Raw genomic sequence first — 26,320 nt, forward strand, 5'->3', positions numbered from 1 at the left:
ATCGCCCAGCAAAGGATGATCCGTTGCCCGACACCGCTCTGCTCGTCCTGGACTTCCAGAACAACGTCGTCGCCAGGTACGGCACGCCCGAGGTGCTCGAGGCTGCCGGCCGCGCCGTGGGTGCCGCACGGGCGGCGGGGGTCCCGGTCATCTTCGCGCGCGTGGCGTTCCGGCCCGGCTTCCCGGAGGTCGCGACGACGAACCTCATGCTCGGGGGCATGCCGCAGCGCGCTGCCGGCCGCCCGGCCGACCCGGAGGGCGTCGAGATCCATGCGGCGGTCGCGCCGGTCGGCGACGAGCCGGTCCTCACGAAGGTCCGGGTGAGCGCCTTCGCCGGCAGCGCGCTCGACGCGGTGCTCCGGGCGTCCGGCGTGCGGCGCCTGGTCCTCGCCGGGCTCGCCACGAGCGGCGTCGTGCTCTCGACGCTCCGGCAGGCGGCGGACCTCGACTTCGAGCTCACCGTGCTCGCCGACGCGTGCGCTGACATCGATCCCGAGGTGCACCGCGTCCTGACCGAGAAGGTGTTCCCGCAGCAGGCGACCGTGATGGACGTCGACCGATGGATCGGCTTGCTGCCGGGTACGCTGGCGGCGCAGTCCAACTGAACATGCTGCTCGAACCGCGGCGGGAGAGTCCTCCCGTTCACGGCGAGGCGCCGAAGGAGCAAACCCTCCCCGGGAAACTCTCAGGCCCCCGTACCGCCACGGCGAGGCAACTCTGGAAAGCGGGCTCCCGGCGACGGGCGTCCCACCGACGGTGCAAGCCGGCGCGCCCCGGGGCCCCACAAGGGCACATGGCGGACCGGCAAAACTCTCAGGTCGCATGCCCTCGGGGCGGCGGATGACAGAGCGGGGAGGCCACCCGTCCGTCCCGGTGCCCGCCGGACGACTCCCGGAGGCCCACGTGACCGAGCTCGACCCGACCGCAACGCTCGACCTGACACCCCAGCTCGACCAGACGGCCGTGACGCACCTCAGCGCGGTCGAGCTGTCCCACCGCACGGACGCCGCACGGGACTTCGCCGACCGGCACATCGGCCCGCGCTCGCGCGACATGGCGACGATGCTCGAGCGGCTCGGTTACGACTCCCTCGACGCGCTCATCGACGCGGCCGTCCCCGCCTCGATCCGCACCGAGCGTCCGCTCGACCTGCCCGTGGCCCGCAGCGAGTCCGAGGTGCTCGCCGCGCTGCGCGCGATCGCCGCGAAGAACACGGTCATGACGCAGATGATCGGGCAGGGCTACTCGGACACGATCACGCCGCCGGTCATCCGCCGGAACCTGCTCGAGTCCCCCGCCTGGTACACGGCCTACACGCCGTACCAGCCGGAGATCTCCCAGGGCCGGCTCGAGGCGCTCCTCAACTTCCAGACCGTCATCGCGGACCTCACGGCGCTCCCGGTCGCGAACGCGTCGCTGCTCGACGAGGCGACCGCCGTCGCGGAGGCCGTCGCCCTCATGCGCCGTGCCGTGAAGGGTCGCCCCGACGGTGTCGTCGTCGTCGACTCGGAGTGCCTGCCTCAGACCATCGCGGTCACGCGCGGGCGCGCCGAGGCGATCGGCCACCCCGTCGTCGTCGCGGACCTGAGCGAGGGACTGCCCGACGTCGGCCCGGGCGGGATCGTCGGCATCGTCCTGCAGGCACCCGGCGCGTCCGGGGTCGTCCGCGACCTCGCTCCCCTGATCGCGGCGGCCAAGGCGGCGGGCGCGCTCGTGACCGTCGCCGCGGACCTGCTCTCGCTCACGGTGCTGACCCCCCCGGGCGAGCTCGGCGCGGACGTCGCGGTCGGCTCGGCGCAGCGGTTCGGTGTCCCGCTGTTCTACGGCGGGCCGCACGCGGCGTACATGGCGGTGCGGACCGGCCTCGAGCGGATGATCCCGGGCCGGCTCGTCGGCGTCTCGGTCGACGCGGACGGCGCCCCCGCCTACCGGCTCGCGCTCGCGACCCGTGAGCAGCACATCCGCCGCGAGAAGGCCACGAGCAACATCTGCACGGCTCAGGCGCTGCTCGCGATCGGGGCGTCGATGTACGCGGTCTACCACGGGCCCGACGGCCTGCGGGCGATCGCGGAGCGGGTGCACCGCAGGGCTGTGGCGCTCGCGAGGGACCTGCGCGCCGTGGACGTCGTCGTCGAGCACGACGCGTTCTTCGACACCGTCCGCACCGTCGTGCCCGGCCGGGCCGACGTGGTCGTGTCGGCAGCCGCTGCGCGCGGCATCAACCTCTGGGCGCCCGACGCCGACCACGTCCAGGTCGCGTGCGACGAGACGACGACGCCCGAGCACCTCGCGGCCGTCGTGGCGGCGTTCGTCGCGGCCGGGGCACCCCGGCTCTCGGTGGGCGACCCCAACCCCGCGCTCGACCTGCCGACGCAGCTGCGGCGCACGTCGGAGTTCATGACGCACCCCGTCTTCCACCGGTACCGGTCGGAGACCGCGATGCTGCGCTACCTGCGCCGGCTCTCCGACAAGGACCTCGCGCTCGACCGCACGATGATCCCGCTCGGCTCGTGCACCATGAAGCTCAACGCGACGGCCGAGATGGAGGCCATGACCTGGCCCGAGTTCGCCTCGATCCACCCGTACGTCCCGCGTGAGCAGGCCGCGGGGTACACCGAGCTCATCGGGAGCCTGTCGGGCTGGCTCGCGGAGATCACGGGCTACGCGGGCGTGTCGGTCCAGCCCAACGCGGGGTCGCAGGGCGAGTTCGCCGGGCTGCTGGCGATCCGCGGGTACCACGCGGCGAACCGCGCCGAGGGTGCGCCCGTCCGGGACGTCTGCCTGATCCCGGCGTCGGCGCACGGCACGAACGCGGCGTCGGCAGCGCTCGCCGGGCTGCGCGTCGTCGTCGTCGCGACGGCCGACGACGGCTCGATCGACCTCGCCGACCTGCGCGCCAAGCTCGCGGAGCACGGCCCGCGGACCGCGGCGATCATGATCACCTACCCCTCGACCCATGGCGTCTTCGAGGCCGACGTCCGCACGGTCTGCAGCCTTGTCCACGAGGTCGGCGGCCAGGTCTACATCGACGGCGCGAACCTCAACGCGCTCGTCGGGCTGGCGCGGCCGGGCGAGTTCGGCGGCGACGTCTCGCACCTCAACCTGCACAAGACGTTCTGCATCCCGCACGGCGGCGGCGGCCCGGGCGTCGGCCCGATCGGCGTCGGCGCCCACCTCGTCCCGTACCTGCCGGGCGACCCGCTCGCGGCTTCGGGCGGCGCGGACGCGGACGGTGTCGCTGCGCCCGTGACAGCGGCGCAGTTCGGCTCGGCGGGCATCCTCTCGATCTCCTGGGCCTACGTGGCCCTCATGGGCGGCGAGGGTCTGCGCCGCGCGACCGAGACCGCGGTACTGGCCGCGAACTACCTCGCGTCGCGCCTCCACGAGTCCTACCCGGTCCTCTACACCGGCCCGAACGGGCTCGTCGCCCACGAGTGCATCGTCGACCTGCGACCGATCACCGCCGAGACCGGCGTGACCGCCGAGGACGTCGCGAAGCGGCTCATGGACTACGGGTTCCACGCCCCGACGCTGTCGTTCCCCGTGCCCGGGACGCTCATGATCGAGCCGACCGAGAGCGAGGACCTCGCCGAGCTCGACCGGTTCGTCGACGCGCTCGTCGCGATCCGCGGCGAGATCGACGCGGTCGCCGCGGGCAGCTGGCCGGTCGAGGAGTCCCCGCTGCGCGGCGCCCCCCACACGGCCGCCTCGGTGGCTGCCGACGCGTGGGACAAGCCCTACGGCCGTGAGCTCGCCGCCTTCCCGCTCGCGAGCCTGCGGGCCGACAAGTACTGGCCGCCCGTGCGCCGCATCGACGGCGCGTACGGCGACCGGCACCTCGTGTGCTCGTGCCCGCCCATCGAGTCGTACGAATGACCACCCCCACCGCACCGACCGATCGGAGCCTTCCCGTGAGCGACATCCTGTCCCCGCTGCACGCCGAGCACGTCGCACTGGGCGCCACGCTGACGTCGTTCGCCGGCTGGCAGATGCCGCTGCGGTACGCGGGTGACCTGGCCGAGCACGTCGCGGTCCGGACGGCCGCGGGCCTGTTCGACCTGTCCCACATGGGCGAGCTCGAGATCACCGGCCCGCAGGCCGCGGCGGCCCTCGACTACGCGCTCGTCGGCGACCTGACCGCCCTCGACGTCGGCCGCGCGCGCTACACGATGATCGTCGAGGAGGACGGCGGCGTCCTCGACGACCTCGTCGTCTACCGCCTGGCGCCGGCGTCGTTCGTCGTCGTGGCGAACGCGTCCAACGTCCACGTGGTCCGCGCGGCCCTGGCCGAGCGCCTCGTGGGGTTCGACGCGACGATGGTCGACGCCTCGCTGACGACCGCGCTCATCGCCGTGCAGGGCCCGCGCGCCGAGGAGATCGTCGCGTCCGTCACCGACCCCGCCGACCGCGCGGCGGTCATCGGCCTCGCGTACTACACGGCGACGAACGCCACCGTGTCCGGGATCGCCGCCCTGGTCGCGCGCACCGGGTACACCGGCGAGGACGGCTTCGAGATGTTCGTGCCGGCCGAGCACGCCGTGGAGCTGTGGCGTGACCTGCTCGCTGCAGGCGCACCCCACGGGCTCGTGCCCGCGGGGCTCTCGGCGCGCGACAGCCTGCGCCTCGAGGCCGGCATGCCGCTCTACGGCAACGAGCTCGACCGGACCACCACCCCGTACGACGCCGGCCTGGGTCGCGTCGTCCGCCTCACCAAGACCGCGCCCGACGGGTCGCCGCTCCCGTTCGTCGGTCGCGCCGCGCTCGCCGCGCGGCACACCTCGGAGCCCGCCCGGGTGCTCGTCGGGCTCGAGGGGCTCGGCCGGCGCGCCGCGCGCCACGGGTACGACGTCCTCACCGGCACCGCCGCGGACGCCCCCGTCGTCGGGCACGTCACGTCCGGCGCACCCTCCCCCACGCTCGGCCACCCCATCGCGATGGCCTACGTGACCCCCGAGGTGAGCGCACCGGGCTCTGCTCTGGCGGTCGACGTGCGCGGACGCCGCGAGCCGGTGCGGGTCGTTCGACTTCCCTTCTACCGTCGAGCCCGCTAGACCTTGAGGAGTGGCGCGCCGCGCACGCTCCACCCTTCGTCACACGACCTGGAGACCTGATGAGCAGCGTTCCCGACAACCTGCAGTACACCGCCGAGCACGAGTGGCTGGACGGCGGTGACCCCGCGACCGTCGGGATCACTGCGACCGCCGCCGACGCGCTCGGCGACATCGTCTACGTCGAGCTGCCCGCGGTGGGCGACGAGATCGTCGCCGGTGCGGTCATCGGCGAGATCGAGTCGACGAAGTCGGTCTCCGAGCTCTTCTCCCCCGTCTCGGGGACGGTCACCGAGATCAACGGAGCCGTGGTCGATGATCCGGCGCTCGTGAACTCCGACCCGTACGGCGAGGGCTGGCTGATCAAGGTGGCCGTCACGTCGCGCGGACCGCTGCTCTCGCCGGCGGAGTACGCGGCGACCGCGGGGGCTGACGGGCACTAGCCCGAACGGGTGAATCTCATCACCCTCTCATCATCGATGTATCTCCCTGACCTGCACATCTACCTTTCGGTGTGTCCGTCGGAAGCTCGCTCGGCAACGTCTCGGGTGATTGATGGGTGAAAAACGCGTCATAAACGCGTCGCCTGCCGATCTCCTCTAGTAACAGCCGCTCGACCACGGCACGCAGGGCCCTTCACCCCGGGCGCCGTGCAGCACACCGGAGGACACGATGACCATGCTCGAGGCAACGCGTGAGACGTCTCAGCTCAACGAGCCCCTGACCCGCCGCGAGCGGGTCGTCCTCGCCGAGCTCGCGGAGGATGTCACCCTCGAGGAGATCGCGACGCGTCTGTTCGTGACGCGGAACACGGTCAAGTCCCAGGTGCGCAGCGTGTACCGCAAGATCGGTGTGTCGACGCGCGCTCAGGCCGTGGCCTGGGCCGAGGCGAACGGCTTCCGCTGACCTGACGCTGCGTCCTGGTCGCCACGGCCGTCGCGAGTGAGGCCGACGACCAGAGCTGCGAGCTCGCGCGCCGCCGGGGCCGGCTGTCGCCCCCGCGCCCAGACCATGCGCAGCTCGCGCCGCAGGTCGACGCCCTCGACCTGCACCTCGCGCAGCGTGCCGAGCGCGAGCTCGGCCGCGACCGTCAGCGCCGAGAGCACCGCGACCGAGCGGCCTCCCTGCACGACCGACTTCACCGCGGCCGTCGAGCCGAGCTGGGCCGGCGTACTGACCAACGGGTGACCTGCCGCCTCGAGAGCACGTTCGAGCGTCGCCCGGGTCCCGGAGCCGGCCTCACGCAGCACGAGCGGCGCGGCGGCCAGCTCCGCAGCTCCGACCGCGCGGTCGAGCGCGGCCCACGGGTGCCCCGGCGCCGCCACGACCAGCAACGTGTCATGACCGATCGTCCTGGACCGCAGCCCGTCAGCGAGGTCCGGGCCTTCGATGAACCCCAGGTCCGCCCGCCCGTGCAGGACCGCCTCCATCACGTCACGTGAGTTGGCCACGTCGAGGTCGACGACGGCCGCCCCGGCCGGCCGGGCCGAGAGCCAGTGCGGCACGAGGTACTCCGCGATGGTCATGCTCGCCGCGACGGTGAGGCGGCCTCCCTGCTCCGACCGCAGCGCCGTGACCTCCCCCTCGAAGGCGTCCGACGCTGCGATGACGTCCGCGGCCCGCCCGACGACCCGTCGTCCCAGCTCGGTCAGCACGGTGCCGGACGGCGATCGGGTGACCAGGGTGAGCCCGGTCTGGCGTTCGAGGCGCCGCAGACCGGCACTGAGCGACGGCTGCGCGATGCCGAGAGCGTGCGCCGCGGCGGTGATCGAGCCGTGGGCCTCGATCGCGACGAGCAGCTCGAGGGCGGCGAGCGGTGTCCGCCGGCTCGCGACGGGATCCGTGGTCATAGCCTCAGGCTAGGGGTCGACAGCGAGGTCGGGGTTCTGCGGGGGCCGCCCGTCGACCAGAGTCGTCCAGGTGACCCCGCCCCACCCGCTCGCCCCCGCGGCGCCGCCCGTCGTCCCGCACGTGGAGGTCCCGACGCCGCGAGTGCCCCCACCGTCGTCGCTGTCCCTGCCTACGCCGCGACGACGCGGGCGGGGCGACGACGCGCTCCCCCGTCCGCAGTCGGTGGTCCCCGGGGCACTCGCGGCGCTCGCCGTGTCCGGCGCGTGCCTCGCGCTCACCTTGACGGCCCCCGCGGCACCGGCCCTGCTCGTCGCCATCGTGCTCGGCGTGGTCGCGCGAGCGGCGCATGCGGTCCCCGCATCGTTCGAGCGCGGACTGGCCTGGGTCGGTCGACGCGTGCTCCGGACCGGCGTCGTCCTGCTGGGCCTCCAGCTCTCCGCGCGCGACGTGCTCGCGCTCGGGCCGCCTGAGCTCGGCGTGCTGGTCGTCACGGTCGCGACGACCTTCAGCGCGACCCTGTGGCTCGGGCGCCGGCTCCGGGTCGGTCGGTCCCTCACGCTCCTGGTGGCGACCGGCTTCTCGATCTGCGGCGCGGCCGCCGTCGCCGCGATGAGCCCCGTTGCGGACGCCGAGGACGACGACGTCGCGACAGCCGTCGCGCTCGTCACGCTCTACGGCAGCGTCGCGATCCTCGTCGTCCCGGTGGTCGCGCGGGCCGCCCGCCTGAGCGATCGCACCGCGGGGCTGTGGGCGGGCATGTCGGTCCATGAGGTCGCGCAGGTGGTCGCAGCGGCCGGTGCGGTCTCCGCGGCCGCGCTCTCGGTCGCCGTCGTCGCGAAGCTCGCGCGGGTCGTCCTCCTCGCCCCGCTCGTGACCGCGGTCGGCGTGGTCCGACGTCGCGGAGGCGCCCGCTCGGGGGGCGCCGCCGTCCCGGTCGTGCCGCTGTTCGTCATCGGCTTCCTCGTCGCGGTCGCCGTCCGGACCGTCGGGGGCGTGCCCGACGTCGCCGTCCCCGTCGTGCACGGCGCCACGACTCTCGCGCTCGGAGCGGCGATGGTCGGTCTCGGCACCCAGGTGCACGTGGCACGGCTGGCCCGGTCGGGCGGACGGGCCGTCCTCCTCGGCGCGGTCGCGACGACCGTCGCGATGACCGTCAGCCTCGGGGGGCTGCTGGCCGTGGGTGCCCTCGGCTGACCTGTCGACCTGACAGACTCGCTGGCATGAACCCGCCCGTGCTCGTCGTGGCCGCCGCCATCGTCGACGACCTCGACGACCCGCGTGAGCTCCTGACGGCACGGCGCGCCGTGCCCGCGAGCCTCGCGGGGCGCTGGGAGTTCCCCGGCGGGAAGGTCGACGACGGGGAGTCCCCCGAGGAGGCACTGCACCGCGAGATCCGTGAGGAGCTCGGGGTCCGGATCTCGCTCGGCCCCGAGCTCGTCGGGCCGGACGACGGCGCCTGGCTGCTCTCGGAGCAGTACACGATGCGGCTCTGGCTGGCCGAGCTCCAGGACGGCACCCCGGAGCCGCTCGTCGAGCACGACCGCGTGCAGTGGCTGCCCGTCGGGCACTGGATGACGGTGCCCTGGCTGGACGCCGACGTGCGCATCGTCGAGGCGCTCGCCGCTCGCCACGCATCGCTCTGAGGCCTGGCACTCGCGCTCGACGAGTGCCAAAATTGAAGGCGTAGCCGCCCGGCCCCGCACGACTTTCCGGGTCGGGCCCGTTCCGAGGCATCGGGCGGTCCGGTGCCTCACCTTCAGGGAGGTGATGGGTGTGGCTACGCGATTCGACCCATTCCAGGACATGGACCGGCTTGTCGGCGAGATGTTCGGGTCCGCCCGAGCAGCAGCGACGATGCCGATGGACTTCTTCCGTTCCGGTGACCACTACGTCCTGCACTGCGACCTGCCCGGTGTCGACCCCGGCACGATCGACCTCAACGTCGAGGACCGCACGCTCACGCTCCGTGCCCAGCGGTCCGCCGACGAGCACGACGTGCAGTGGTTCCTCCGTGAACGCGCCACCGGCTCGTACGTCCGCCAGATCACCGTGGGCCGCGGCATGGCCCTCGACAAGATCGACGCGACGTACACCGACGGCGTGCTGACGCTCAGCATCCCCGTCTCCGAGGATGCGAAGCCGCGCAAGATCGAGGTCCAGCACGGCAGCCAGCCCGCGACGATCACCCAGACGACCGAGCACACGGCCGAGCACACGGCCTAGTCGTCGTCGCGTGAACCCGTCCGACGGACCGTGCGACGGTTCAGCAGTGAGCTAGCGCGCGGCCACGGGCTGAGACCGGTGGCCCGGGTGGGTGGGAGCCCGCCCGGGCCATCCAGCCCGTGCAGACGCCGAGCCCCGGTCGAGCCAGGCCGACCGGGGCTCGGCGTCGTTCACGCCGCGTTCGCGCTCAGAGGGTCGCGCGGACCGCCCGCGTCGCGGCGAGCATGTGCTCGAGCGACGGGTTGACCTCCTCGTAGCGGCGGGTCTTGAGCCCGCAGTCGGGGTTGACCCACAGCTGGTCCGCGTCGATCGACCTCACGGCCTCGGCCAGCAGCTCGGTGACCTCGCCCTCGGTCGGGACCCGCGGCGAGTGGATGTCGTAGACGCCCGGACCGATGCCGCGCGCGTAGCCGGCACCCGCGATGTCCCCGATGATCTCCATCTTCGAGCGCGCCGCCTCGATCGACGTCACGTCGGCGTCGAGGCCGTCGATCGCGCCGATGATCTCGCCGAACTCCGAGTAGCACAGGTGCGTGTGGATCTGGGTGTCCGGGCGGACGCCCGACGTCGCGAGGGTGAACGAGCGGACCGACCAGTCGAGGTAGGCCGCGTGGTCGGCCGCCTTGAGCGGCAGCAGCTCCCGCAGCGCAGGCTCGTCGACCTGCACGACGGCGATCCCGGCAGCCTCGAGGTCCTCGATCTCGTCGCGCAGCGCGAGCGCGACCTGGTTCGCGGTGTCGGCGAGCGGCTGGTCGTCGCGCACGAACGACCACGCAAGGATCGTGACCGGGCCCGTGAGCATGCCCTTGACCGGCTTCGTCGTGAGCGACTGCGTGTACGTCGTCCACGCGACCGTGATCGGCGCGGGCCGCGACACGTCGCCCCACAGGATCGACGGCCGCGTGCAGCGCGAGCCGTAGGACTGCACCCAGCCGTTCTGCGTGACCGCGAACCCGTCGAGGTTCTCGGCGAAGTACTGCACCATGTCGTTGCGCTCGGGCTCACCGTGGACGAGGACGTCGAGGCCGATGGCCTCCTGGAGCTCGACGACGCGGCGGATCTCGGCGCGCATCTCGTCCTCGTACTGCTCGGTCGTGAGGTCGCCCTTCGCGTGGGCTGCGCGCGCCTTGCGGATCTCCGGCGTCTGCGGGAACGAGCCGATGGTGGTCGTCGGCAGCGGCGGTAGCGCGAGACGCGCGGCCTGGGCCGACCGGCGCTCGGCGAACGGACCGCGGTGGAACTCGCCCTCGGTCAGCGCGGCCACGCGCTCCCGGACCTCGGGACGCACGACGCCGGGCGCAGCGGCGCGCGACCGGACCGCGTCGCCGGCCGCGAGCAGCTCGGCGTGGATCGCCTCGCGCCCCTCGGTCAGGCCCTCGGCGAGCGTGACGACCTCCGCGACCTTCTGGTCGGCGAACGCGAGCCATCCGCGCAGCGTCGGGTCGAGGGCGGGCTCGTCCTCGACGGTGTGCGGGACGTGGAACAGGGACGTCGAGGTCCCGGCGGCGACCTGGGCCGCGCCGAGCGTCTCGAGCTGCTCGAGGACCTGCAGCTTCGTGTCGAGGTCCGCGCGCCAGATGTTGTGACCGTCGATCACGCCGCCGACGACGACCTTCGAGGTCAGCCCCTTCACCGCGACGGTCGGTGCCGCACCGCGGACGAGGTCGAGCGCGATGCCCTCGACGTCGGTCGCGGCCAGCACGCCGAGCGCGGCACCGAGGTCGCCGTACGGGGCCGCGACGAGGATCGCCGGGCGGTCGGGGCGAGCCAGCTCGGTCGCGAGCACCCGGTAGGCCTCGGTGACCGCGGCGCGGACGGCCTCGGGCGTCACGGTGAGCGAGTCCGAGACGAGCGCGGGCTCGTCGAGCTGGACCCAGGTCGCGCCGGCCGCGGCCAGGTCGCGCAGGAGGTCGACGTAGACGGGCAGCAGGTCCGCGAGGCGGTCGAGCGGCTCGAAGCCCTCGGGGGCTCCCTCGGTGGGCTTCGCGAGCGCGAGGTACGTGACGGGTCCGACGAGGACCGGGCGCGTGAGCACGCCGTCCGCGAGGCCCTCGGCGAACTCGCGCACGGGACGGTCGCTCGCGTACCGGAACGTCGTCTCCGGGCCGATCTCGGGGACCAGGTAGTGGTAGTTCGTGTCGAACCACTTGGTCATCTCGAGCGGCAGGTCGTCGCCGCGGCCGCGCGCGACCGTCGAGTAGCCCGCGAGGTCGAGGCGGCCGTCGGCGTCGGCCAGGTCCGCGAACCGGGCCGGCACTGCGCCCACGACGGCCGTCGTGTCGAGCACATGGTCGTAGAACGAGAACGCGCTCGGGATCGCGGGGACGTCGGTGCGCAGCCCCAGCCCGGCGAGACGGGCGCGGGTCTGCTTGCGCAGGCCAGCGGCCACGGCCTCGACGTCGTCGGCGGACGTCTTGCCTGCCCAGAAGGCCTCGAGGGCCTTCTTGAGCTCACGGTGGGGCCCGATCCTCGGGTAGCCGAGGATCGTGCCCGCCGGGAACTCGGGGACGGCGGGTGTGGTGGTCGTGCTGGTCATGATCAGCCCCTCGGAGAGTGGTCGGTCTGGGGTGCGGCGACCTGCGGCTCGCTGGCCTGGTCGGGAGCTGTCGGAGCTCCCCCGCCGAGGTGTGCACCCTCGAGCAGGTCAAGTGCGGCGTGATGCGTGTTGAACGTGTAGATGTGGACGCCGGGGGCGCCGCCGTCGAGGACGCCGTTGACGAGGTCGACGCTCGCACGGATCCCGATGCGGTGCCGCTCGATCTCGTCGTCCACCGAGCCGAGCAGCGCGAGCAGGTCGCGTGGCACCGGGACGCCCGTGAGGCCCTCGACGCGCAGGAGGCGGGCCGGGTCGGTCGTCGGGATGATGCCCGGGATGATCGGGATGGTCACGCCCGCCGTGCGCGCCTCGGCCACGAGCTCGAGGTACGCCGACGCCTCGTAGAAGACCTGCGTGATCGCGAAGTCGGCGCCGGCCTCCTGCTTGGCGAGCAGCGCCGCGACGTCCTGCGCACGCGTGCTCCCCGTGCCGGCGTTGCCGCGAGGGAACGCCGCGACGGCGATCGAGAGCGGCCGGACGGTGGCGCGGACCTTCTGCGCGGGGCTCGTGGAGCATCGGCGGGCCTCGATCTCGCGGAGCAGCTCGACGAGCTCGGCGGCCGTCGACAGACCCTGCGGGTGCGGGTGCCAGTCCGGCTCGTCGAGGGGCGGGTCGCCCCGCAGCGCGAGGAACGAGCGCACGCCCTCGTCGAGGAACTCCTCGACGACCGCCGTGACCTCGTCGCGCGAGGTCCCGACGCAGGTCAGGTGCGCGATCGGGTTGAGGGACGTCTCGCGGAGCAGACGGCGCACGAGCCCGCGCGTCGTGTCGCGGGTCTTGCCCGACGCGCCGTACGTGACCGAGACGAAGTCCGGGCGTGCGGCACCGAGCGCCTCGATCGTCGCCCAGAGCTTGGGGGCGGCGTCGGGGTTGCGCGGCGGGAACAGCTCGAACGAGACCGTCGGGCGGTCGATGGGCGCGAGGGTGGCCCGGTGCCGGGGCGCCGCCTCGGTGCGGGCGTCGACCGACGCCTCGGGTGTGGCGGTCACGGCGAGACCCCGGACGGGGTCCACGGACACGGTGCCGAGCAGATCATGGTTCAACTCCATCGGGCCTGGCGGAAGCACCCACACCCTCGCTCGAGGGGGGTTGCTGCGGCGTCAGTGAGCCAGGACTCTCGACCGCTCTGGATGGTGGCCCGATGCTAGACCCATCCCGGATGCTGAGCAACGCTTCTCAACTGGCGAGATACTCCGGTCCCGCGATCTGGTTGCCGGAGCGCGCCGGACCGTCAGCGCGCCAGAACCACGCGGCACCCGGCCAGATGGTCGTCGACCAGGCCGCACGCCTGCATGGAAGCGTAGGCGGTCGTCGGCCCGATGAACCGGAAACCCAGGCTCTTGAGCTCACGAGCGAGGGCCTTCGACTTGTCGGTCAGGCTCGGGACGTCGGCCCACGTGACCGGGCGCTCGCGCCCGAGCGCGACCGGGGCGTGCGACCAGACCACCTCGTCCAGGGTGCGGCCCGACTCGACGAGCGCGAGCAGCGCACGGGCGTTCGCCACCGTGGCCTCGATCTTCGCGCGGTTGCGCACGATCCCGGCGTCCGACAGCAGGCGCGCGACGTCGGCCTCGCCGAAGCGCGCGACGAGCTCGGGGTCGAAGCCTTCGAAGGCCGCGCGGAACGCCGGGCGCTTGCGCAGCACCGTGATCCACGACAGCCCGGACTGGAAGCCCTCGAGGGCGATGCGCTCGAACAGCGCACGGTCGCCGTGGACCGCCACCCCCCACTCGTCGTCGTGGTACGCCTCGTACAGCGGGTCGCCGTCACCGAAGCAGCGCGGGGCAGCTGGCGGGCCGGGCTCGGTGGGTGCGGGCTCGGCGCGTTCAGGGCCGGTGGGTGCGGGCGGCGTGTCAGCGGTCATGCGTGGAGTCTGCCGCCCAGGCCTGACAGCAGCGCGCGGTTCTCCACAGCTCTGCGGACGCGCGGCGACTCAGCGCTCGTCGTTGCGCCGCGTCGTCAGCGACTTCGGCTGGGCGGGGTTCCGCTGCCGCGGGACATCGAACCAGGCGTTCGGGGAACCTGCGACGACCGATTCGAGGCCCTCCTGGACGGCGGCAAGGATCTGCTCGTCCGGGAGCGGGCTCGGGCCGGTCAGGGCGGCGAGCGCGTCCCGCTCCGCGTCGCTGCGGTCCGGTCCGTCAGTCATGGCCGCAGCCTAACCTGACTCGTGCCACGTTCGGTCCTCGAGGGTGGGCGCGGGTCGCTGACCTGCTGTTTCGTTGTGCGCTCGGGTGCGATGTGGTCACTAAGAACCTCGTCGTGCAAGCCTTCGGGGGTGGTCTCGCGGTTCGTGCGCAAGGTCCGCACCGCTTCGGGAGCGGTCGCGGTCCAGATCGTCACGCGCCGGGGCCGGCAGGTCGAACAGGTCGAGCACGTCGGGTCAGCGCATAGCGATGCCGAGCTCGCGTTGCTGCTGGCCGTAGCGCGTGAGCGGCTGTCCCCAGGCCAAGACGCCCTGGACCTCGGGGACCTGTTGGTGGTCCCGGCGCGGATGGACGACGTCGCGGACTGGACCGCCGAACCGGAACTGCTCCTGCAGCCGGCGACGCCGGCGGCCGGTGGGCGTCCTGCGGCCGTCGCCGCAGGTGGGCGGGTCGTGGGGACCTCCGCGGACCTGTTGTGGAAGGTCCTGACCAGCGAATACACCCGGCTGGGGTTCGACGTCCTGGGCGATGACGGGTTCCGGGCGATGGTCCTGGCACGGATCGTGGAGCCGACCTCCAAGGCCGAGGTCGTCCGCGTCCTGGACGAACTCGACGCACCGGCGGTCAGCCTGCGCACGTTGTTCCGGTCGCTGGCCCGGTGCCAGGCCCAGGACTACCGCGACACGTTGGCCAGGGCCGCGTGGGCGCACTCGGTCCGCACCACCGGGACATCGGTCCTGATCTTGTACGACGTGACGACGCTGCACTTCGAGCGGCCGGACGAGGACGAGCTGCGCAGGGTCGGGATGAGCAAGGAGCACCGCGTGGACCCCCAGGTTCAGGTCGGGCTGCTGGTCGACCCGGGCGGGTTCCCGCTCGAGGTGCACCTGTTCGAGGGCAGCAAGGCCGAGACGACCACTCTGATCCCCGTACTGACCGCGTTCGGCAAGCGGCACGACGTCACGGACCTGGTCGTCGTCGCCGACGCCGGGATGCTCTCGGCGGGCAACCTGAACGCCCTGGAGGACGCCGGGTTCTGCTTCATCGTCGGCTCGCGGATCACCCGGGCCCCCTACGACCTGGCCGATCACTTCGAACGGCACGGCAACTACTTCACCGACGGGCAGGTCCTGGAATCGACCCGGGACATGGGCACCGGCAAGGCGGCCCGGGCCCGGCGGGTGGTCTACCAGTGGAAGTTCGCCCGCGAGCAGCACGACAACAAGGCCATCAACGCGATGATCGACCGGGCCGAGAAGATCGCCGACGGCCGCGCCCCGTTGAAGAAGGCCCGGTTCCTCAAGATCACCGGAGCCACCAAGGAACTCGACCAGGCCACCATCGACCGGGCCCGCCAGTTGGCGGGCCTCAAGGGCTACGTCACCAACCTGCCGACCGCCACGATGGACGGCGCGGCGGTCATCGCGGCCTACCACGACCTATGGCACGTCGAGCAGTCGTTCCGCATGACCAAGTCCGACCTACGAGCCCGGCCCGTGTTCCACCACCAACGCGACGCCATCGAAGCCCACCTGACGGTGGTGTTCGCCGCCCTGGCCGTCGCCCGCCATCTGCAAGACCTCACCGGCATGAGCATCAAGAAGATCGTCCAGGCCCTGCGCACCGCACGCTCAGCAACCATCGAGATCAACGGCCAACGCCTCACCCTCGACCCCGACCTCACCGAGACCGCCCGCGCCATCCTCAACCGACTCGAAACCGGTCACTAAGGCAAGTGGCACGAGTCGGGCCTAATCCCGGTCGAACCCCGCAACGCCCCACCGACCGGGCGATTTCCCGGCAGACCGACCGCACATCAGACCTCGGCGAGCGCCTTGCGGATGCGCTTGTCGCTCACCGGCACAGGCGTGCCGAGCTGCTGGGCGAACAGCGAGACACGTAGCTCCTCGAGCATCCAGCGCACGTCGTCGAGCGCGACCTCGCGCGAGCGGTCGCGGGACGCCGACCTCACCTGGTCTCGCGCGGCGGTGTAGGCGTCCTCGAGCTGGTGGACCTGCCACGCCCGTTCGGCGTCACGGTGCGGGTTGTCGGCGGCCTTCGTCAGGCGGTGCCGGTCGGCGCGCAGGTACCGGGCGAGATGGGGCAGGCGGTCCGCGCCGGTCGCGGAGACGAACCCGTCGTGGACGAGCCGCGCGGCGTGGTCACGGACGTCGTGGGTCGTCGCGAGGAGAGCCAGGCTGTTCGACGCGCGCACCGCGACGTCGAGCTCCCGTGCGGCGGTCAGCACGGCGACGACGTCCGTGACGACGGCGTGCACCGCGTCCTCGAGGCGGTCCCGGACGACAGCCCGCAGCGCGGCGTAGGTCGTCGCGGAGCGGACCTCGGTCGCCGGCCGACCCGCGAGGTGCTCGGCGACGAGCCGGTCGATCGCCGCGAGCTGCACGTCCGTGACCAGCGCGTCCGTGGTGCGGTACGGGCCCGAGGCGAGCGTCAGCGCCTGCGTGCCCGACCAGCGCGTCGTCACCCGGGCCGTCGCGAGACCCGTGTCGAGCAGGAGCAGGCGGCGCAGACCGCGGCGGTGCGACTCGACCTGGACGGCCGGGTCGGCGAGCACCCGCAGAGCCACGGCCGACGACTCGTCGACGAGCGCTGGGTAGCCGCGGACGCGGACCCCGCCGGGTCCGTCGGTCTCGACCGTCAGCGGGATCGCGCCGTCGGGCAGGCCCGCGGGCCACGCCGTCAGGCTCACCTGCTCGGCCAGCGCGGGCTTGCCGATCACCTCGCTCGGGGCGCCGGGAGCCGGCGGGCGGACCGCGGCCCTGGGTGCGGCCGCCACCACGGTGCCCGCCGGGGCCGACGGGGTCCTCGGTGCCGCGCTGACCGCGTCGCGCATGGCGGTGCGGACCGCCGAGCGGACTGCCGAGCTCACGGCGTCCTGCGTGCGGGCCGCGAGGCGACGCTGAAGCGCGATGAGGTCCTTGCTCTCGTCGAGCACTCCCCCACGATCGGCCTCGACCCGGAACGTCACACGCAGGTGCGCGGGCAGGCGCTCGTCGTCGAACGCGTCCTCCGGGACGTCGACGTCGCGGACCGCGCGGACGGCCTGCGCGAACGCGTCGTGGAAGGACGGCGCGAGGTCGCCGGCGCGCACGGTGTCCTGCCAGCTCGCGAGGTTCTCGTCGAACCATGCCCCGATGCTGCGTGCGACGTCGGGCGCCGGCACGAGCTGGACCCGCACGGGCTTCGGCAGCGCGCGGATCGTCGCCGTCACGAGCTCGTCGCGCAGGCCCGGAACCATCCAGCCGAAGCCCTCGGGGCGGACCCGCGCGAGCAGCACCAGGGGTATATGTACAGTCACGCCATCGGCTTCTGTACCAGGCTCGAACTGGTAGGTCAGGGGCAGCTGCAGATCCCCCTGCGGCCAGACCGCCGGGAAGTCCGCGGCCGACACCCGGGCCGCGTCGTCGCTCAGCAGAAGCTCGGGCGTGAACGTCAGCAGGTCGGGCTGGGAACGCTTGGCGGTCTTCCACCACGTGTCGAAGTGCTGCGCCGACACGACGTCGGCGGGGACGCGCTCGTCGTAGAAGTCGAACAGGACGTCGTCGTCGACCACCAGGTCACGACGGCGGGCGCGCGCCTCGAGGCCCTCGGCCTCCGCGAGCAGCCGACGGTTCTCGTGGAAGAACGCGTGGTGCGTGGTCCACTCGCCCTCGACGAGGGCATGCCGGATGAACAGCTCGCGCGCATGCTCGGGGTCGACCTTCGCGTACAGGACCCGCCGCTGCGCGACGATCGGGACGCCGTAGAGCAGCACGCGCTCGAGCGCCATCGCGGCGCCCTGCTTCGTCGACCAGGTCGGCTCCGAGTACGTCCGCCTGACCAGGTGCGCCGCGAGGTCCTCGGCCCACTCGGGCTGGATCCGCGCGACGTCGCGCGCCCAGAGCCGGGACGTCTCGACGAGCTCACCGGCCATGATCCACGCGGGTGGGCGCTTGGCGAGGCCGGATCCGGGGAAGATCGCGAGCCGCGCACCGCGCGCGCCGAGGTACTCGTTGCGGCCGCGACGGTCGGGCCGGCCCGTGGCTGCGGGCCTCTTGCCGCGACCCGCCGTGGGGGTCACATCGGTCGCCTCCTGCATGCCGATCTGGCTCAGCAGGCCGGACAGGAGGCTCAGGTGGATGCGGTCGGCGTCCCAGTCCAGCCGCAGGTCACCGGGCCCGGCCACGGTCTCGGTCGACAGGACGGCCTGCGCCGCGCCCGGAGCGGTCCGGCGGCGGGGCGCGGTCGCGGGGGCGGTCGCGGTCGCTGGCTCGGTCGCCGTGGCCCCGGGCCGGTCTGCCGCGAGGTTCGCCGTGCGGGACGGGGGAGGGTTCACGACGATCCCGAGCGGCTTGGCCAGCTCGCGCAGCTGCGTGACGACGTCCTGCCACTCGCGGATCCGCAGGTAGTTGAGGTGCTCGGACCGGCACATCCGGCGGAACGCCGATCCCGACAGGTCGCGCTGCGACTCCTTGAGGTACTGCCACAGGTTGAGGTAGGTCAGGAAGTCCGACGTCGGGTCCGCGAACCGCGCGTGGGCCTGGTCGGCCTGGGCGCGGTACTCCATCGGACGCTCGCGGGGGTCCTGGATCGAGAGGGCGGCGGCGATGATCATGACCTCGCGGGCGACCCCGCGCCGGCCGCCCTCGACGATCATGCGGCCGAGCCGGGGGTCCATCGGCAGCTGGGCGAGCGCGCGACCGACGTCGGTCAGCCGGCCGCCGCGCTTGCCCGCTGCCGGGGCGTGCTCCTCGGCTGCGTCCGCCGCGGGCGCGGGAGGGGCCGGCGACGTGACCGGCGCCAGGGCACCGAGCTCGGTGAGCAGCTGGACGCCGTCGCGGACCGCCCGGACGTCCGGGGGATCGACGAACGGGAACTTCGCGACGTCGTCGGGGGTCGTCGCAACCCCCACCGCGATCATCTGCAGGATGACCGACGCCAGAGATGTACGCAGGATCTCCGGCTCGGTGTACAACGGCCGCGACTCGAAGTCCGCCTCGGAGTACAGCCGGATCGCGATGCCGTCCGCGACGCGCCCGCACCGCCCCGACCGCTGGTTCGCGGACGCCTGGGAGATCGGCTCGATCGGCAGCCGCTGGACCTTCGTCGCCTTGGAGTAGCGCGAGATGCGCGCGGTCCCGGGGTCGATCACGTACCGGATGCCCGGCACGGTCAGTGACGTCTCCGCGACGTTCGTCGCCAGCACGATGCGCCGTGAGCCGTGCGGGTCGAACACGCGGTGCTGCTCGGCCGCAGACAGCCGGGAGTACAGGGGGAGGAGCTCGACCGCATCGGGACGACGTGGATCGGTCACCCGCTCGCCCAGGTGGCCCGTCAGCGCCTCCTCGGCGTCCCGGATCTCACGCTCTCCCGAGAAGAACACGAGGATGTCGCCGGGACCGGCGGCGTGCAGCTCGTCGACGGCCTCACAGAGCGCCGTCATCGGGTCTCGGTCCTCGCGTCGCGCCTTGGCCGACGTCGCCCCCGACCGTGATCCCTTCGAGCTGCTCGGGCCCCCGCCCGAGGACGCCGCGGGCCCGTCGTCCGACGCGTCGTCGTCCGGCGACAACGGCCGGTACCGGACCTCGACCGGGTACGTGCGCCCGGTCACCTCGACGACCGGCGCCGGCACTCCGTCGGGGTGATCGGCGCTCGCCGGGCCCGCGAAGTGCGCGGCGAACCGCGCCGAGTCGATCGTCGCGGACGTGATGATCAGCTTGAGGTCCGGGCGGCGGGGGAGCAGCCGCGTGAGGTACCCGAGGATGAAGTCGATGTTCAGCGAGCGCTCATGCGCCTCGTCGATGACCAGCGTGTCGTAGGCCCGCAGCATCGGGTCGCGCTGGATCTGCGCGAGCAGGATGCCGTCGGTCATGACCTTGACGAGCGTCCGCTCGCTCGACTCGTCGGTGAACCGCACCTGGTAGCCGACGATCTCACCGAGCGACGTGCCGAGCTCGAACGCGATGCGCTCCGCGACCGTGCGGGCCGCGATCCGCCGCGGCTGCGTGTGGCCGATCTGCCCGTCGCGCCCGCGGCCGAGCTCGAGCAGGATCTTCGGGATCTGCGTCGTCTTCCCCGACCCGGTCTCACCCGCGACGATGACGACCTGGTGGTCACGGATCGCGGCGGAGATCTCGTCGCGGCGGGCCGAGACAGGCAGCTGCTCGGGATACGTGATGGGCGGGACGACGACGGCGCGGCGGGCTTCGGCGCGGCGGGACGGATTGCGGCCAGCAGAGCGACGTTCGGACGGACGCCGCTCGGACGTGCTGCGGTCTGAACTGCCACGCTCTGACGGGCCGCGCTCGCGCACGGCGTTCCGTTCCGAGTCAGCCACCGCCGGGCGGGCGCGCCGAGCACCCCGGCGTCGACGGGGCGGACGGGCCGCGTCGGGCGCCGGCGGCTGCTGCTCGCCCGCGGTGCTCACGACTGACCATTCTCCCTGCTGCCGCAACCGAGATCTCCGAGCCGCCGCCGCAGGGGCAGCCGCGCCGGCTGGCCGTCCGCAGCCGCAGTGCCTAGCGTGGCTCGCCATGAGCGAGCAGAGGACTGACGGAACCGCTGACGCGACACCGACGTCGGGGGAGGACCGCGCGACGGCGGCTCTCGACGCGTCCGGCATCGCGTACCGGCTCGCCCGGCACGGTCGGGTCGGGTCGCTCGCCGAGGCCGCGGCGGCCCGCGGCGTCACGCCTGCGGACATCATCAAGACGATCGTCGTGCGGCGCGGGGACGACGACTTCCTCTTCGTCCTCGTCCCGGGTGACCGCACCATCTCGTGGCCGAAGCTCCGCGCGCTGCTCGGCGTGAGCCGCCTGTCGATGCCCGACGCCGCGACCGCCAAGGCCGTCACCGGCTACGAGCGCGGCACCATCACACCGTTCGGCTCGCTGCGCGCGTGGCCGGTGATCGCCGACGAACGCGTCGCGGGACGCACGGTCTCGATCGGCGCCGGGGCTCACGGCGTCGCGGCGACGATCGACGGGACGGCGCTCATCGATGCGCTCGGCGCGACGAAGGCTGATGTGACCGACCCCAGCTGATTGCCGACAGCCCGGAGGGCGAGGACACCTACGCTGGCCGCATGGTGGTGACCCGAACCCGCAAGGCCAGGGCAGCCCGCAGGCGCAAGCGCCGGATGGACCGCGTCGAGCACGACTTGACCGATGAGCAGTGGGCGGCGCTGCGATCCGCCTGGGGCGGCTGCGCATACTGCGGCGCGACAGACAAGCCACTGCAGCGCGACTGCGTCCTGCCGATCTCCCGCGGCGGGCGCTACACGCTCGACAACATCGCGCCGGCCTGCGGCTCGTGCAACGCGAGCAAGTGCAACGCCGAAGTGACCGCCTGGCTGCGGCGCAAGAAGCTCGACGAACGCGCCTTCCTGTTGCGCCACGTCGAGATCTCCGCGGCGCTCGTACGGAGGTTCGCCGTCGAACCCGACCCCGGGTCTGCGCCCGCTGAACCGAGTGCGCCCTGACCGGTGAGCGATGGACACTCCGCGACCCTGGGTGAGGCAGAGTGCTGAGTCCATGCGACCGGCCCGAGTCGAAGCAGGACGCGACGTCCGCTGGAGCGACAACGATGGCGTCGCTACCTGGCGATCTGGAACAGAGACGGAGGGACGCCGGCCTGACGGTAGGTTGCCGGGATGAGGGTGTTGCACACGTCGGACTGGCACCTGGGCCGCACCCTGCATGGCGTCGACCTGCTCGACCACCAGGCCGCCTACCTCGACCACCTCGTCGACCTGACTCGGTCCGAAGGCGTCGGCGCGGTGCTCGTAGCAGGCGACGTGTACGACCGTGCCGTCCCTCCCGTCGAGGCCGTGGTCTTGCTGTCCGAGACGCTGGCCCGGCTCGCCGAGCATGCGACGGTCGTCGTGACCCCGGGCAACCACGACTCGGCGGCGCGGCTCGGTTTCGGCGCCGCGATCATGCGCGACCGGATCCAGGTGCGCACGCGCGTCGCCGGTCTCGCCGAGCCCGTCGTGCTGCCCGACGACGCGGGTGACCTGCTCGTCTACGCGCTCCCGTACCTGGACCCCGACGTGGTCCGCCGCGAGCTCTCTGGCGACGACGTCAACGACCCGGCTTCCGCACCGCTGCCGCGCTCGCACGAGGCTGTCGTCAGCGCGGCGATGACCCGGGTACGCCGGGACCTCGCGACCCGGGTCGATGCAGCCGCGCGGTCCGGCCGGCCGCGCCCGCGCGCCGTCGTCATGGCCCATGCGTTCGTCGTCGGCGGCGAGCCGAGCGAGTCGGAACGGGACATCCGGGTCGGGGGAGTCGACCACGTGCCCGCGGGGGTGTTCGCGGGCATGGACTACGTCGCGCTCGGGCACCTGCACGGACCGCAACGCGTCGGCGCCCCCGAGGGGTCGGTGCTGCGCTACTCCGGCTCTCCGCTCGCGTACTCGTTCTCCGAGCAGCACCACCACAAGTCGACGGTGCTGCTCGACCTGGGCTCGGGCACGGTCGAGCCCGAGCTCGTCCCGGCGCCCGTCCCGCGCCGGCTCGCAGACGTCATCGGCACCCTCGAGGACCTCCTCGGCGCGGCCGGCGAGCCCCACCTCGACGACTGGCTGCGCGTCACCGTCACGGACGCCCACCGGCCCGCCGACCTGTACCGCCGCGTCAAGGAGCGGTTCGCGCACGCGCTCGTCATCCAGCACCGTCCGCCCGAGCGCGCGTCGGACCGCGCCGGAGCCACGGTGGTCACCTCGGCGAACGACCCGCTCGTGGTGGCGGCCGAGTTCGTCGTTCACGTGACGGGCGCGGAGCCCACCGAGGCCGAGCTCGCGGTGCTGCGCCGCGCGTACGAGCAGGTCACCGCAGGCGAGCGGAGCGCCTGATGTACCTGCGCAGCCTCACCATCCAGGCGATCGGCCCGTTCGCGGGGCGCTACACGGTCGACTTCGAGGCGCTCGGGGCGTCGGGGCTGTTCCTGCTCGAGGGCCCCACCGGTGCGGGCAAGTCGACGCTCATCGACGCGATCGTGTTCGCGCTGTACGGCAAGGTCGCGTCGGCCGCGACGAGCGAGGACCGGCTGCGCTCCGGCTTCGCCGCCGACGACGTCGAGAGCGTCGTCGACCTCACGTTCGAGACGGGTGCGGGGGTCTACCGCGTGCGGCGCACTCCCGCCTACGACCGTGCCAAGCGCCGTGGGACGGGGACAGCGCGCCAGCAGGCGACCGTGAAGCTGTGGCGCCTCGCGGGCGCGGCGCCCGACGGCCCGCCCGAGACGGACACGTCCGGTTCGGACGCCCTGCAGCTCGGGATCGACGCCGAGCCCGACGGCGAGATCATGTCGACCCGGCTCGACGAGGCCGGTCCCGAGCTGCAGCGCATCATCGGCCTCGACCGCGCGCAGTTCGTCCAGACCATCGTGCTGCCGCAGGGGGAGTTCGCGAGCTTCCTGCGGGCCGACCCCGAGCACCGGCGGAGCCTGCTGCAGAAGATCTTCGCGACCGACGTCTACGAGCGGCTGCAGTACCGCCTCGAGGACCTGCGCCGTGAGGCCCAGCGGTCCGTCACGCAGGCTGAGGGCGCGGTCGCCTCGGCCGCCGCGCACTTCGCGGGTGCGGCGGGCATCGAGAGTGAGGCCGCCGACGCGCTGCGAGCGGCCGCCGACGCGGACCCGGAGGCGATGGTCGCCCTGGCGCGCGCGCACAGCGAGCGGCTCCACGCGCAGGCGGCGGGAGCCGCCGCCGCGCGGGCCGCCGCCGAGGCAGCACTCGAGACCGCGCGAGCCGCGCTCGACCAGGTGACCGCGACGATCGCCACCCTCGACCGCCGGTCCGCGCTGCGCACCGAGCTGTCCGCCCTCGAGGCGCGCGCCGACGAGCACGCCGCGACCTCCGACCGGCGTGGGGCTGCACGGCGCGCGCTCGAGGTCCGCCCGCTGCTCACGGGCGATGCCGCGGCCCAGGAGTCGCTCGCGGCAGCCGAGGCCGCGGCCCGGGCCGCGCTCGACTCCGCACCGGGCGACCTCGTCCCGGTGCGCGCGCTCAGCCTCCCGCTGCGCGCCCTGGGCCTCGTGGGCCTGCACCCCCACCCGGTGCTGGACGGACATGAGGTCCACGGGTACGCGACCGCGGAGCTGACGGCGCTCCTGACCGCCGAGCGCGAACGCGCCGCTGGGCTGGCGGCGACCCTGACCCGACTCGTCGAACTCGAGTCCGATCTGCCCGCACGCAGCCGCCACCTGGAGGACCTGCGGGGGTCGCTCGCGACGTCCCGGGCCGAGGCGCAGCGGCTCGCCGCCGAGCTGGAGGTGCGGCCCACGCAGCGCCGGGAGATCGTCACCGAGCTCGCGACCGCCAACGAGGTCGTCGCGCAGCTGCCGGCCCGGCGCACACAGCTCGAGGTGGCCGAGGCTGTGCTCACCGCAGCCCGCGCCGCCGCCGCGGCCGCGACCGAGCACGACGACGCCGTCGCGGCACGCGACCGAGCCGCACGCGTGGCTCGCGCCGCCGTCGAGCACGAGGCCCACGTCCGGACCGCGCGGATCACCGGTCTCGCGGGCGAGCTTGCCGGCGGCCTCGAGGCCGGTGTGCCGTGCCCGGTGTGCGGTGGGACCGAGCACCCCGCGAAGGCCGCGCTCGCCCCGGGCCACACGAGCGCCGAGGACGTGGAGCGGGCCGCGCAGGCACGGTCCGACGCCGAGCGGGTGCTCGGTGAGCGGTCGTCCCGGGTCGCCGCGCTCGCCGAACGCGTCGAGGGGGCGCGGGCCAACGCGGGCGGACTGACGCTCGCCGAGGCCGAGACCCATGTCACCGAGGCCCGCGTCATGGTCTCGATGGCCGCCGACGGCGAGGCGGACCGCGAGACCGCGATCACGTCGCTGCGCATCCATGACGAGGAGACCGAGCTCGCGCGCGCGACCCGGCTCGAGCTCGAGCAGCTGTGCGCGTCCGAGGAGGGCCGGATCGCCTCGCTCGAGCAGGCCCTCCGGCACGACGAGCGCGAGATCGTCGATGCCCGGGACGGACACCCCACGGTCTCCGCCCGCCGGTCCGCGCTGCAGGTGCGCGCCGCCGCGGCGAGTGCGGTGCTCGACGCGCTCGCGATCCTGGACAACGCCGCGGAGAACCGTGCGGGCCGCGCGGCCGAGCTCGCGGCGGCGCTGACCGAGCACGGGTTCGCCGATGCGGACGCGGCCCGCGCCGCCCTGCTGACCCCCGCCGGTCTCGCCGAGCTCGATGACCGCATCCGCACGTACGACGCGGCGCTCGCTCGGGTCCGGTCGGGGCTGGCCGAGCCTGAGATCGCTGCGCTGCCCGACGAGCCCCTCGACTCCTCCGGCCTGGTCGCCGTGCTGACGGCCGCACGGGAGGAGCTCGCCGTCGCTCGGGTCACCGCGGCGGACGCCGGCGGTGCGGCCGGCCAGGCCGTCGACCGCGCGACGTCGTCGGCCACGGCACTGCGCCAGGTCGAGGCGGCTGCCCGCGCGCTGCTGGCGGCCGTCGCCGACTCGGCACCGGTCCTGCGGATGGCGAACCTGGCGTCCGCCGCGGGGAGCGACAACTCGCGTGCGCTGACGCTCGCGACGTACGTGCTCGTGCGCCGGTTCGAGGATGTCGTTGCCGCAGCGAACGACCGCCTCGTGCTCATGTCCGACGGTCGCTACGAGCTCGTGCGCAGCGAGGAGCGCGAGGACGTGCGCACGCGCAAGACGGGCCTGTCGATGCGCGTCGTCGACCACGCGACCGGCACCGAACGGGACCCGCGCACCCTCTCCGGCGGCGAGACGTTCTACGTGTCGCTGTGCCTCGCCCTCGGCATGGCCGACGTCGTGACCGCCGAGGCCGGCGGCATCGACCTCGGGACGTTGTTCGTGGACGAGGGCTTCGGGTCGCTCGACCCGCACACGCTCGACGCGGTCCTCGCCGAGCTCGGGCGGCTGCGCGCCGGGGGGCGGGTCGTCGGGGTCGTGTCGCACGTCGAGGCGCTCAAGGCGTCGATCGCGGAGCGCGTCGAGGTGCGTCGGCTCGCGGACGGGTCGAGCGCGCTCAACGTCAAGGCGTAGTCGAGCTCACCACGACCAGCCGCGCGACGCGAGCTCGACCTCCTCGCGGAACCGCTCCTGCGGGTCACCCTTGGCGCGGGGCAGGACCTCGACCCCGGCCAACCCGCACGCCTCCGCGAGCAGCTGGTCGTAGGCGAGCTGGGAGGCGATGAGCCGCTCGGCGAGCGCGTACGTGTGCGGCTCGTACTCGAGCGCCTGCACATGGTGCGCGACCGCGCCCAGGCGGGTCTGCACGCGCAGCGCGGCGAACGGGTCGGGCACGTAGGGGTGCTCGCGCCGCAGGCGCCGGGCCAGCCGTTCGAGGAGCCGAGCGGCGGCGACCCGCCAGCGCGGGGCTTCGTCGGGCGCGGCGAGGAGGGCGCCGAGCAGGGCGAACAGCAGGCCCGGCACCAGGAGCATGATCGGAAAGAGCCACGTCATCGTCG

The 26,320-nt window shown here is 73.3% G+C and carries 20 protein-coding genes and 2 riboswitches; of the genes, 13 read left to right on the forward strand and 7 right to left on the reverse strand.

Features of this window, described 5'->3' with window-relative positions; all coding sequences use genetic code 11:
• The first annotated feature begins 23 nt into the window (after positions 1 to 23).
• From DDP54_RS07545 to DDP54_RS07565, 5 genes are all read left to right on the forward strand, one after another.
• Positions 24 to 605, forward strand: a complete 582-nt coding sequence (locus DDP54_RS07545) for a cysteine hydrolase (RefSeq protein WP_109131222.1) — start codon at positions 24 to 26, stop codon at positions 603 to 605.
• Between the two features lie 10 nt (positions 606 to 615).
• Positions 616 to 711: riboswitch (glycine riboswitch) on the forward strand.
• A 129-nt stretch (positions 712 to 840) separates the two neighbouring features.
• Entirely contained in the window at positions 841 to 3,876 is a 3,036-nt protein-coding gene (gcvP, locus tag DDP54_RS07550) for an aminomethyl-transferring glycine dehydrogenase (protein ID WP_109131223.1), read from the forward strand.
• Entirely contained in the window at positions 3,873 to 5,051 is a 1,179-nt protein-coding gene (gcvT, locus tag DDP54_RS07555) for a glycine cleavage system aminomethyltransferase GcvT (protein ID WP_109131224.1), read from the forward strand. Before gcvP ends, gcvT begins: the two co-directional genes overlap by 4 nt.
• Positions 5,052 to 5,110: 59 nt before the next feature.
• Complete coding sequence (gcvH, locus tag DDP54_RS07560) at positions 5,111 to 5,491, forward strand: glycine cleavage system protein GcvH (protein ID WP_109131225.1); 381 nt, start codon at positions 5,111 to 5,113, stop codon at positions 5,489 to 5,491.
• A 229-nt stretch (positions 5,492 to 5,720) separates the two neighbouring features.
• Positions 5,721 to 5,954, forward strand: a complete 234-nt coding sequence (locus DDP54_RS07565) for a helix-turn-helix transcriptional regulator (protein ID WP_109131226.1) — start codon at positions 5,721 to 5,723, stop codon at positions 5,952 to 5,954.
• Here the strand turns inward: DDP54_RS07565 and DDP54_RS07570 are convergent.
• Complete coding sequence (locus DDP54_RS07570; RefSeq protein WP_109131227.1) at positions 5,915 to 6,898, reverse strand: LysR family transcriptional regulator; 984 nt, start codon at positions 6,896 to 6,898, stop codon at positions 5,915 to 5,917. The two genes, DDP54_RS07565 and DDP54_RS07570, sit on opposite strands and share 40 nt — an antisense overlap.
• Positions 6,899 to 6,968: 70 nt before the next feature.
• Here DDP54_RS07570 and DDP54_RS07575 point away from each other — a divergent pair, with 70 nt between their 5' ends.
• From DDP54_RS07575 to DDP54_RS07585, 3 genes are all read left to right on the forward strand, one after another.
• Positions 6,969 to 8,093, forward strand: a complete 1,125-nt coding sequence (locus DDP54_RS07575; protein WP_197711336.1) for a putative sulfate exporter family transporter — start codon at positions 6,969 to 6,971, stop codon at positions 8,091 to 8,093.
• Positions 8,094 to 8,119: 26 nt separating this feature from the next.
• Entirely contained in the window at positions 8,120 to 8,542 is a 423-nt protein-coding gene (locus DDP54_RS07580) for a (deoxy)nucleoside triphosphate pyrophosphohydrolase (protein ID WP_109131228.1), read from the forward strand.
• A gap of 130 nt (positions 8,543 to 8,672) precedes the next feature.
• The gene (locus DDP54_RS07585; protein WP_197711337.1) at positions 8,673 to 9,122 is read left to right on the forward strand and encodes an Hsp20/alpha crystallin family protein; all 450 of its coding nucleotides are present in this window, start codon (positions 8,673 to 8,675) and stop codon (positions 9,120 to 9,122) included.
• 187 nt (positions 9,123 to 9,309) lie between these two features.
• On the opposite strand, the gene metE is transcribed toward DDP54_RS07585, so the two are convergent.
• The 4 genes from metE to DDP54_RS07605 form a co-directional block, all read right to left on the reverse strand.
• Positions 9,310 to 11,658, reverse strand: a complete 2,349-nt coding sequence (gene metE, locus DDP54_RS07590; protein WP_109131230.1) for a 5-methyltetrahydropteroyltriglutamate--homocysteine S-methyltransferase — start codon at positions 11,656 to 11,658, stop codon at positions 9,310 to 9,312.
• A 2-nt stretch (positions 11,659 to 11,660) separates the two neighbouring features.
• A complete protein-coding gene (locus tag DDP54_RS07595; protein ID WP_109131231.1) occupies positions 11,661 to 12,767 on the reverse strand; it encodes a methylenetetrahydrofolate reductase in 1,107 nt (368 codons plus the stop codon).
• A riboswitch (SAM riboswitch) is annotated at positions 12,761 to 12,855 on the reverse strand. Its footprint overlaps the gene before it by 7 nt.
• Positions 12,856 to 12,949: 94 nt before the next feature.
• Positions 12,950 to 13,582 carry a DNA-3-methyladenine glycosylase I gene (locus DDP54_RS07600; RefSeq protein WP_109131232.1) on the reverse strand — a complete coding sequence of 211 codons (633 nt, stop codon included), beginning with the start codon at positions 13,580 to 13,582 and terminating at the stop codon, positions 12,950 to 12,952.
• A gap of 69 nt (positions 13,583 to 13,651) precedes the next feature.
• Positions 13,652 to 13,867, reverse strand: coding sequence for a hypothetical protein (locus DDP54_RS07605; protein ID WP_109131233.1), 216 nt, complete (start codon positions 13,865 to 13,867; stop codon positions 13,652 to 13,654).
• A gap of 129 nt (positions 13,868 to 13,996) precedes the next feature.
• Here DDP54_RS07605 and DDP54_RS07610 point away from each other — a divergent pair, with 129 nt between their 5' ends.
• Positions 13,997 to 15,595, forward strand: a complete 1,599-nt coding sequence (locus DDP54_RS07610; protein WP_242448206.1) for an IS1634 family transposase — start codon at positions 13,997 to 13,999, stop codon at positions 15,593 to 15,595.
• Positions 15,596 to 15,681: 86 nt separating this feature from the next.
• Here the strand turns inward: DDP54_RS07610 and hrpA are convergent, their stop codons facing one another.
• Complete coding sequence (gene hrpA / locus DDP54_RS07615; protein ID WP_242448287.1) at positions 15,682 to 20,292, reverse strand: ATP-dependent RNA helicase HrpA; 4,611 nt, start codon at positions 20,290 to 20,292, stop codon at positions 15,682 to 15,684.
• A gap of 106 nt (positions 20,293 to 20,398) precedes the next feature.
• On the opposite strand from hrpA, the gene DDP54_RS07620 reads away from it, so the two are divergent.
• The 4 genes from DDP54_RS07620 (at position 20,399) to DDP54_RS07635 (ending at position 25,895) form a co-directional block, all read left to right on the forward strand.
• Positions 20,399 to 20,908 carry a YbaK/EbsC family protein gene (locus DDP54_RS07620; protein WP_109131235.1) on the forward strand — a complete coding sequence of 170 codons (510 nt, stop codon included), beginning with the start codon at positions 20,399 to 20,401 and terminating at the stop codon, positions 20,906 to 20,908.
• Between the two features lie 41 nt (positions 20,909 to 20,949).
• On the forward strand, positions 20,950 to 21,345 hold the full coding sequence (locus DDP54_RS07625) for an HNH endonuclease (RefSeq protein ID WP_109131236.1): 396 nt from the start codon (positions 20,950 to 20,952) through the stop codon (positions 21,343 to 21,345).
• Positions 21,346 to 21,516: 171 nt separating this feature from the next.
• Entirely contained in the window at positions 21,517 to 22,719 is a 1,203-nt protein-coding gene (locus DDP54_RS07630; RefSeq protein WP_109131237.1) for an exonuclease SbcCD subunit D, read from the forward strand.
• Positions 22,719 to 25,895 (forward strand): SMC family ATPase, encoded by a 3,177-nt coding sequence (locus DDP54_RS07635; RefSeq protein WP_109131238.1) that lies wholly within the window; start codon positions 22,719 to 22,721, stop codon positions 25,893 to 25,895. Before DDP54_RS07630 ends, DDP54_RS07635 begins: the two co-directional genes overlap by 1 nt.
• A gap of 6 nt (positions 25,896 to 25,901) precedes the next feature.
• Here DDP54_RS07635 and DDP54_RS07640 read toward each other — a convergent pair whose 3' ends face one another.
• A complete protein-coding gene (locus DDP54_RS07640) occupies positions 25,902 to 26,315 on the reverse strand; it encodes a hypothetical protein (RefSeq protein WP_109131239.1) in 414 nt (137 codons plus the stop codon).
• Between the last annotated feature and the right edge of the window lie 5 nt (positions 26,316 to 26,320).

The organism is Cellulomonas sp. WB94 (assembly GCF_003115775.1).
Classification (GTDB): domain Bacteria; phylum Actinomycetota; class Actinomycetes; order Actinomycetales; family Cellulomonadaceae; genus Cellulomonas_A.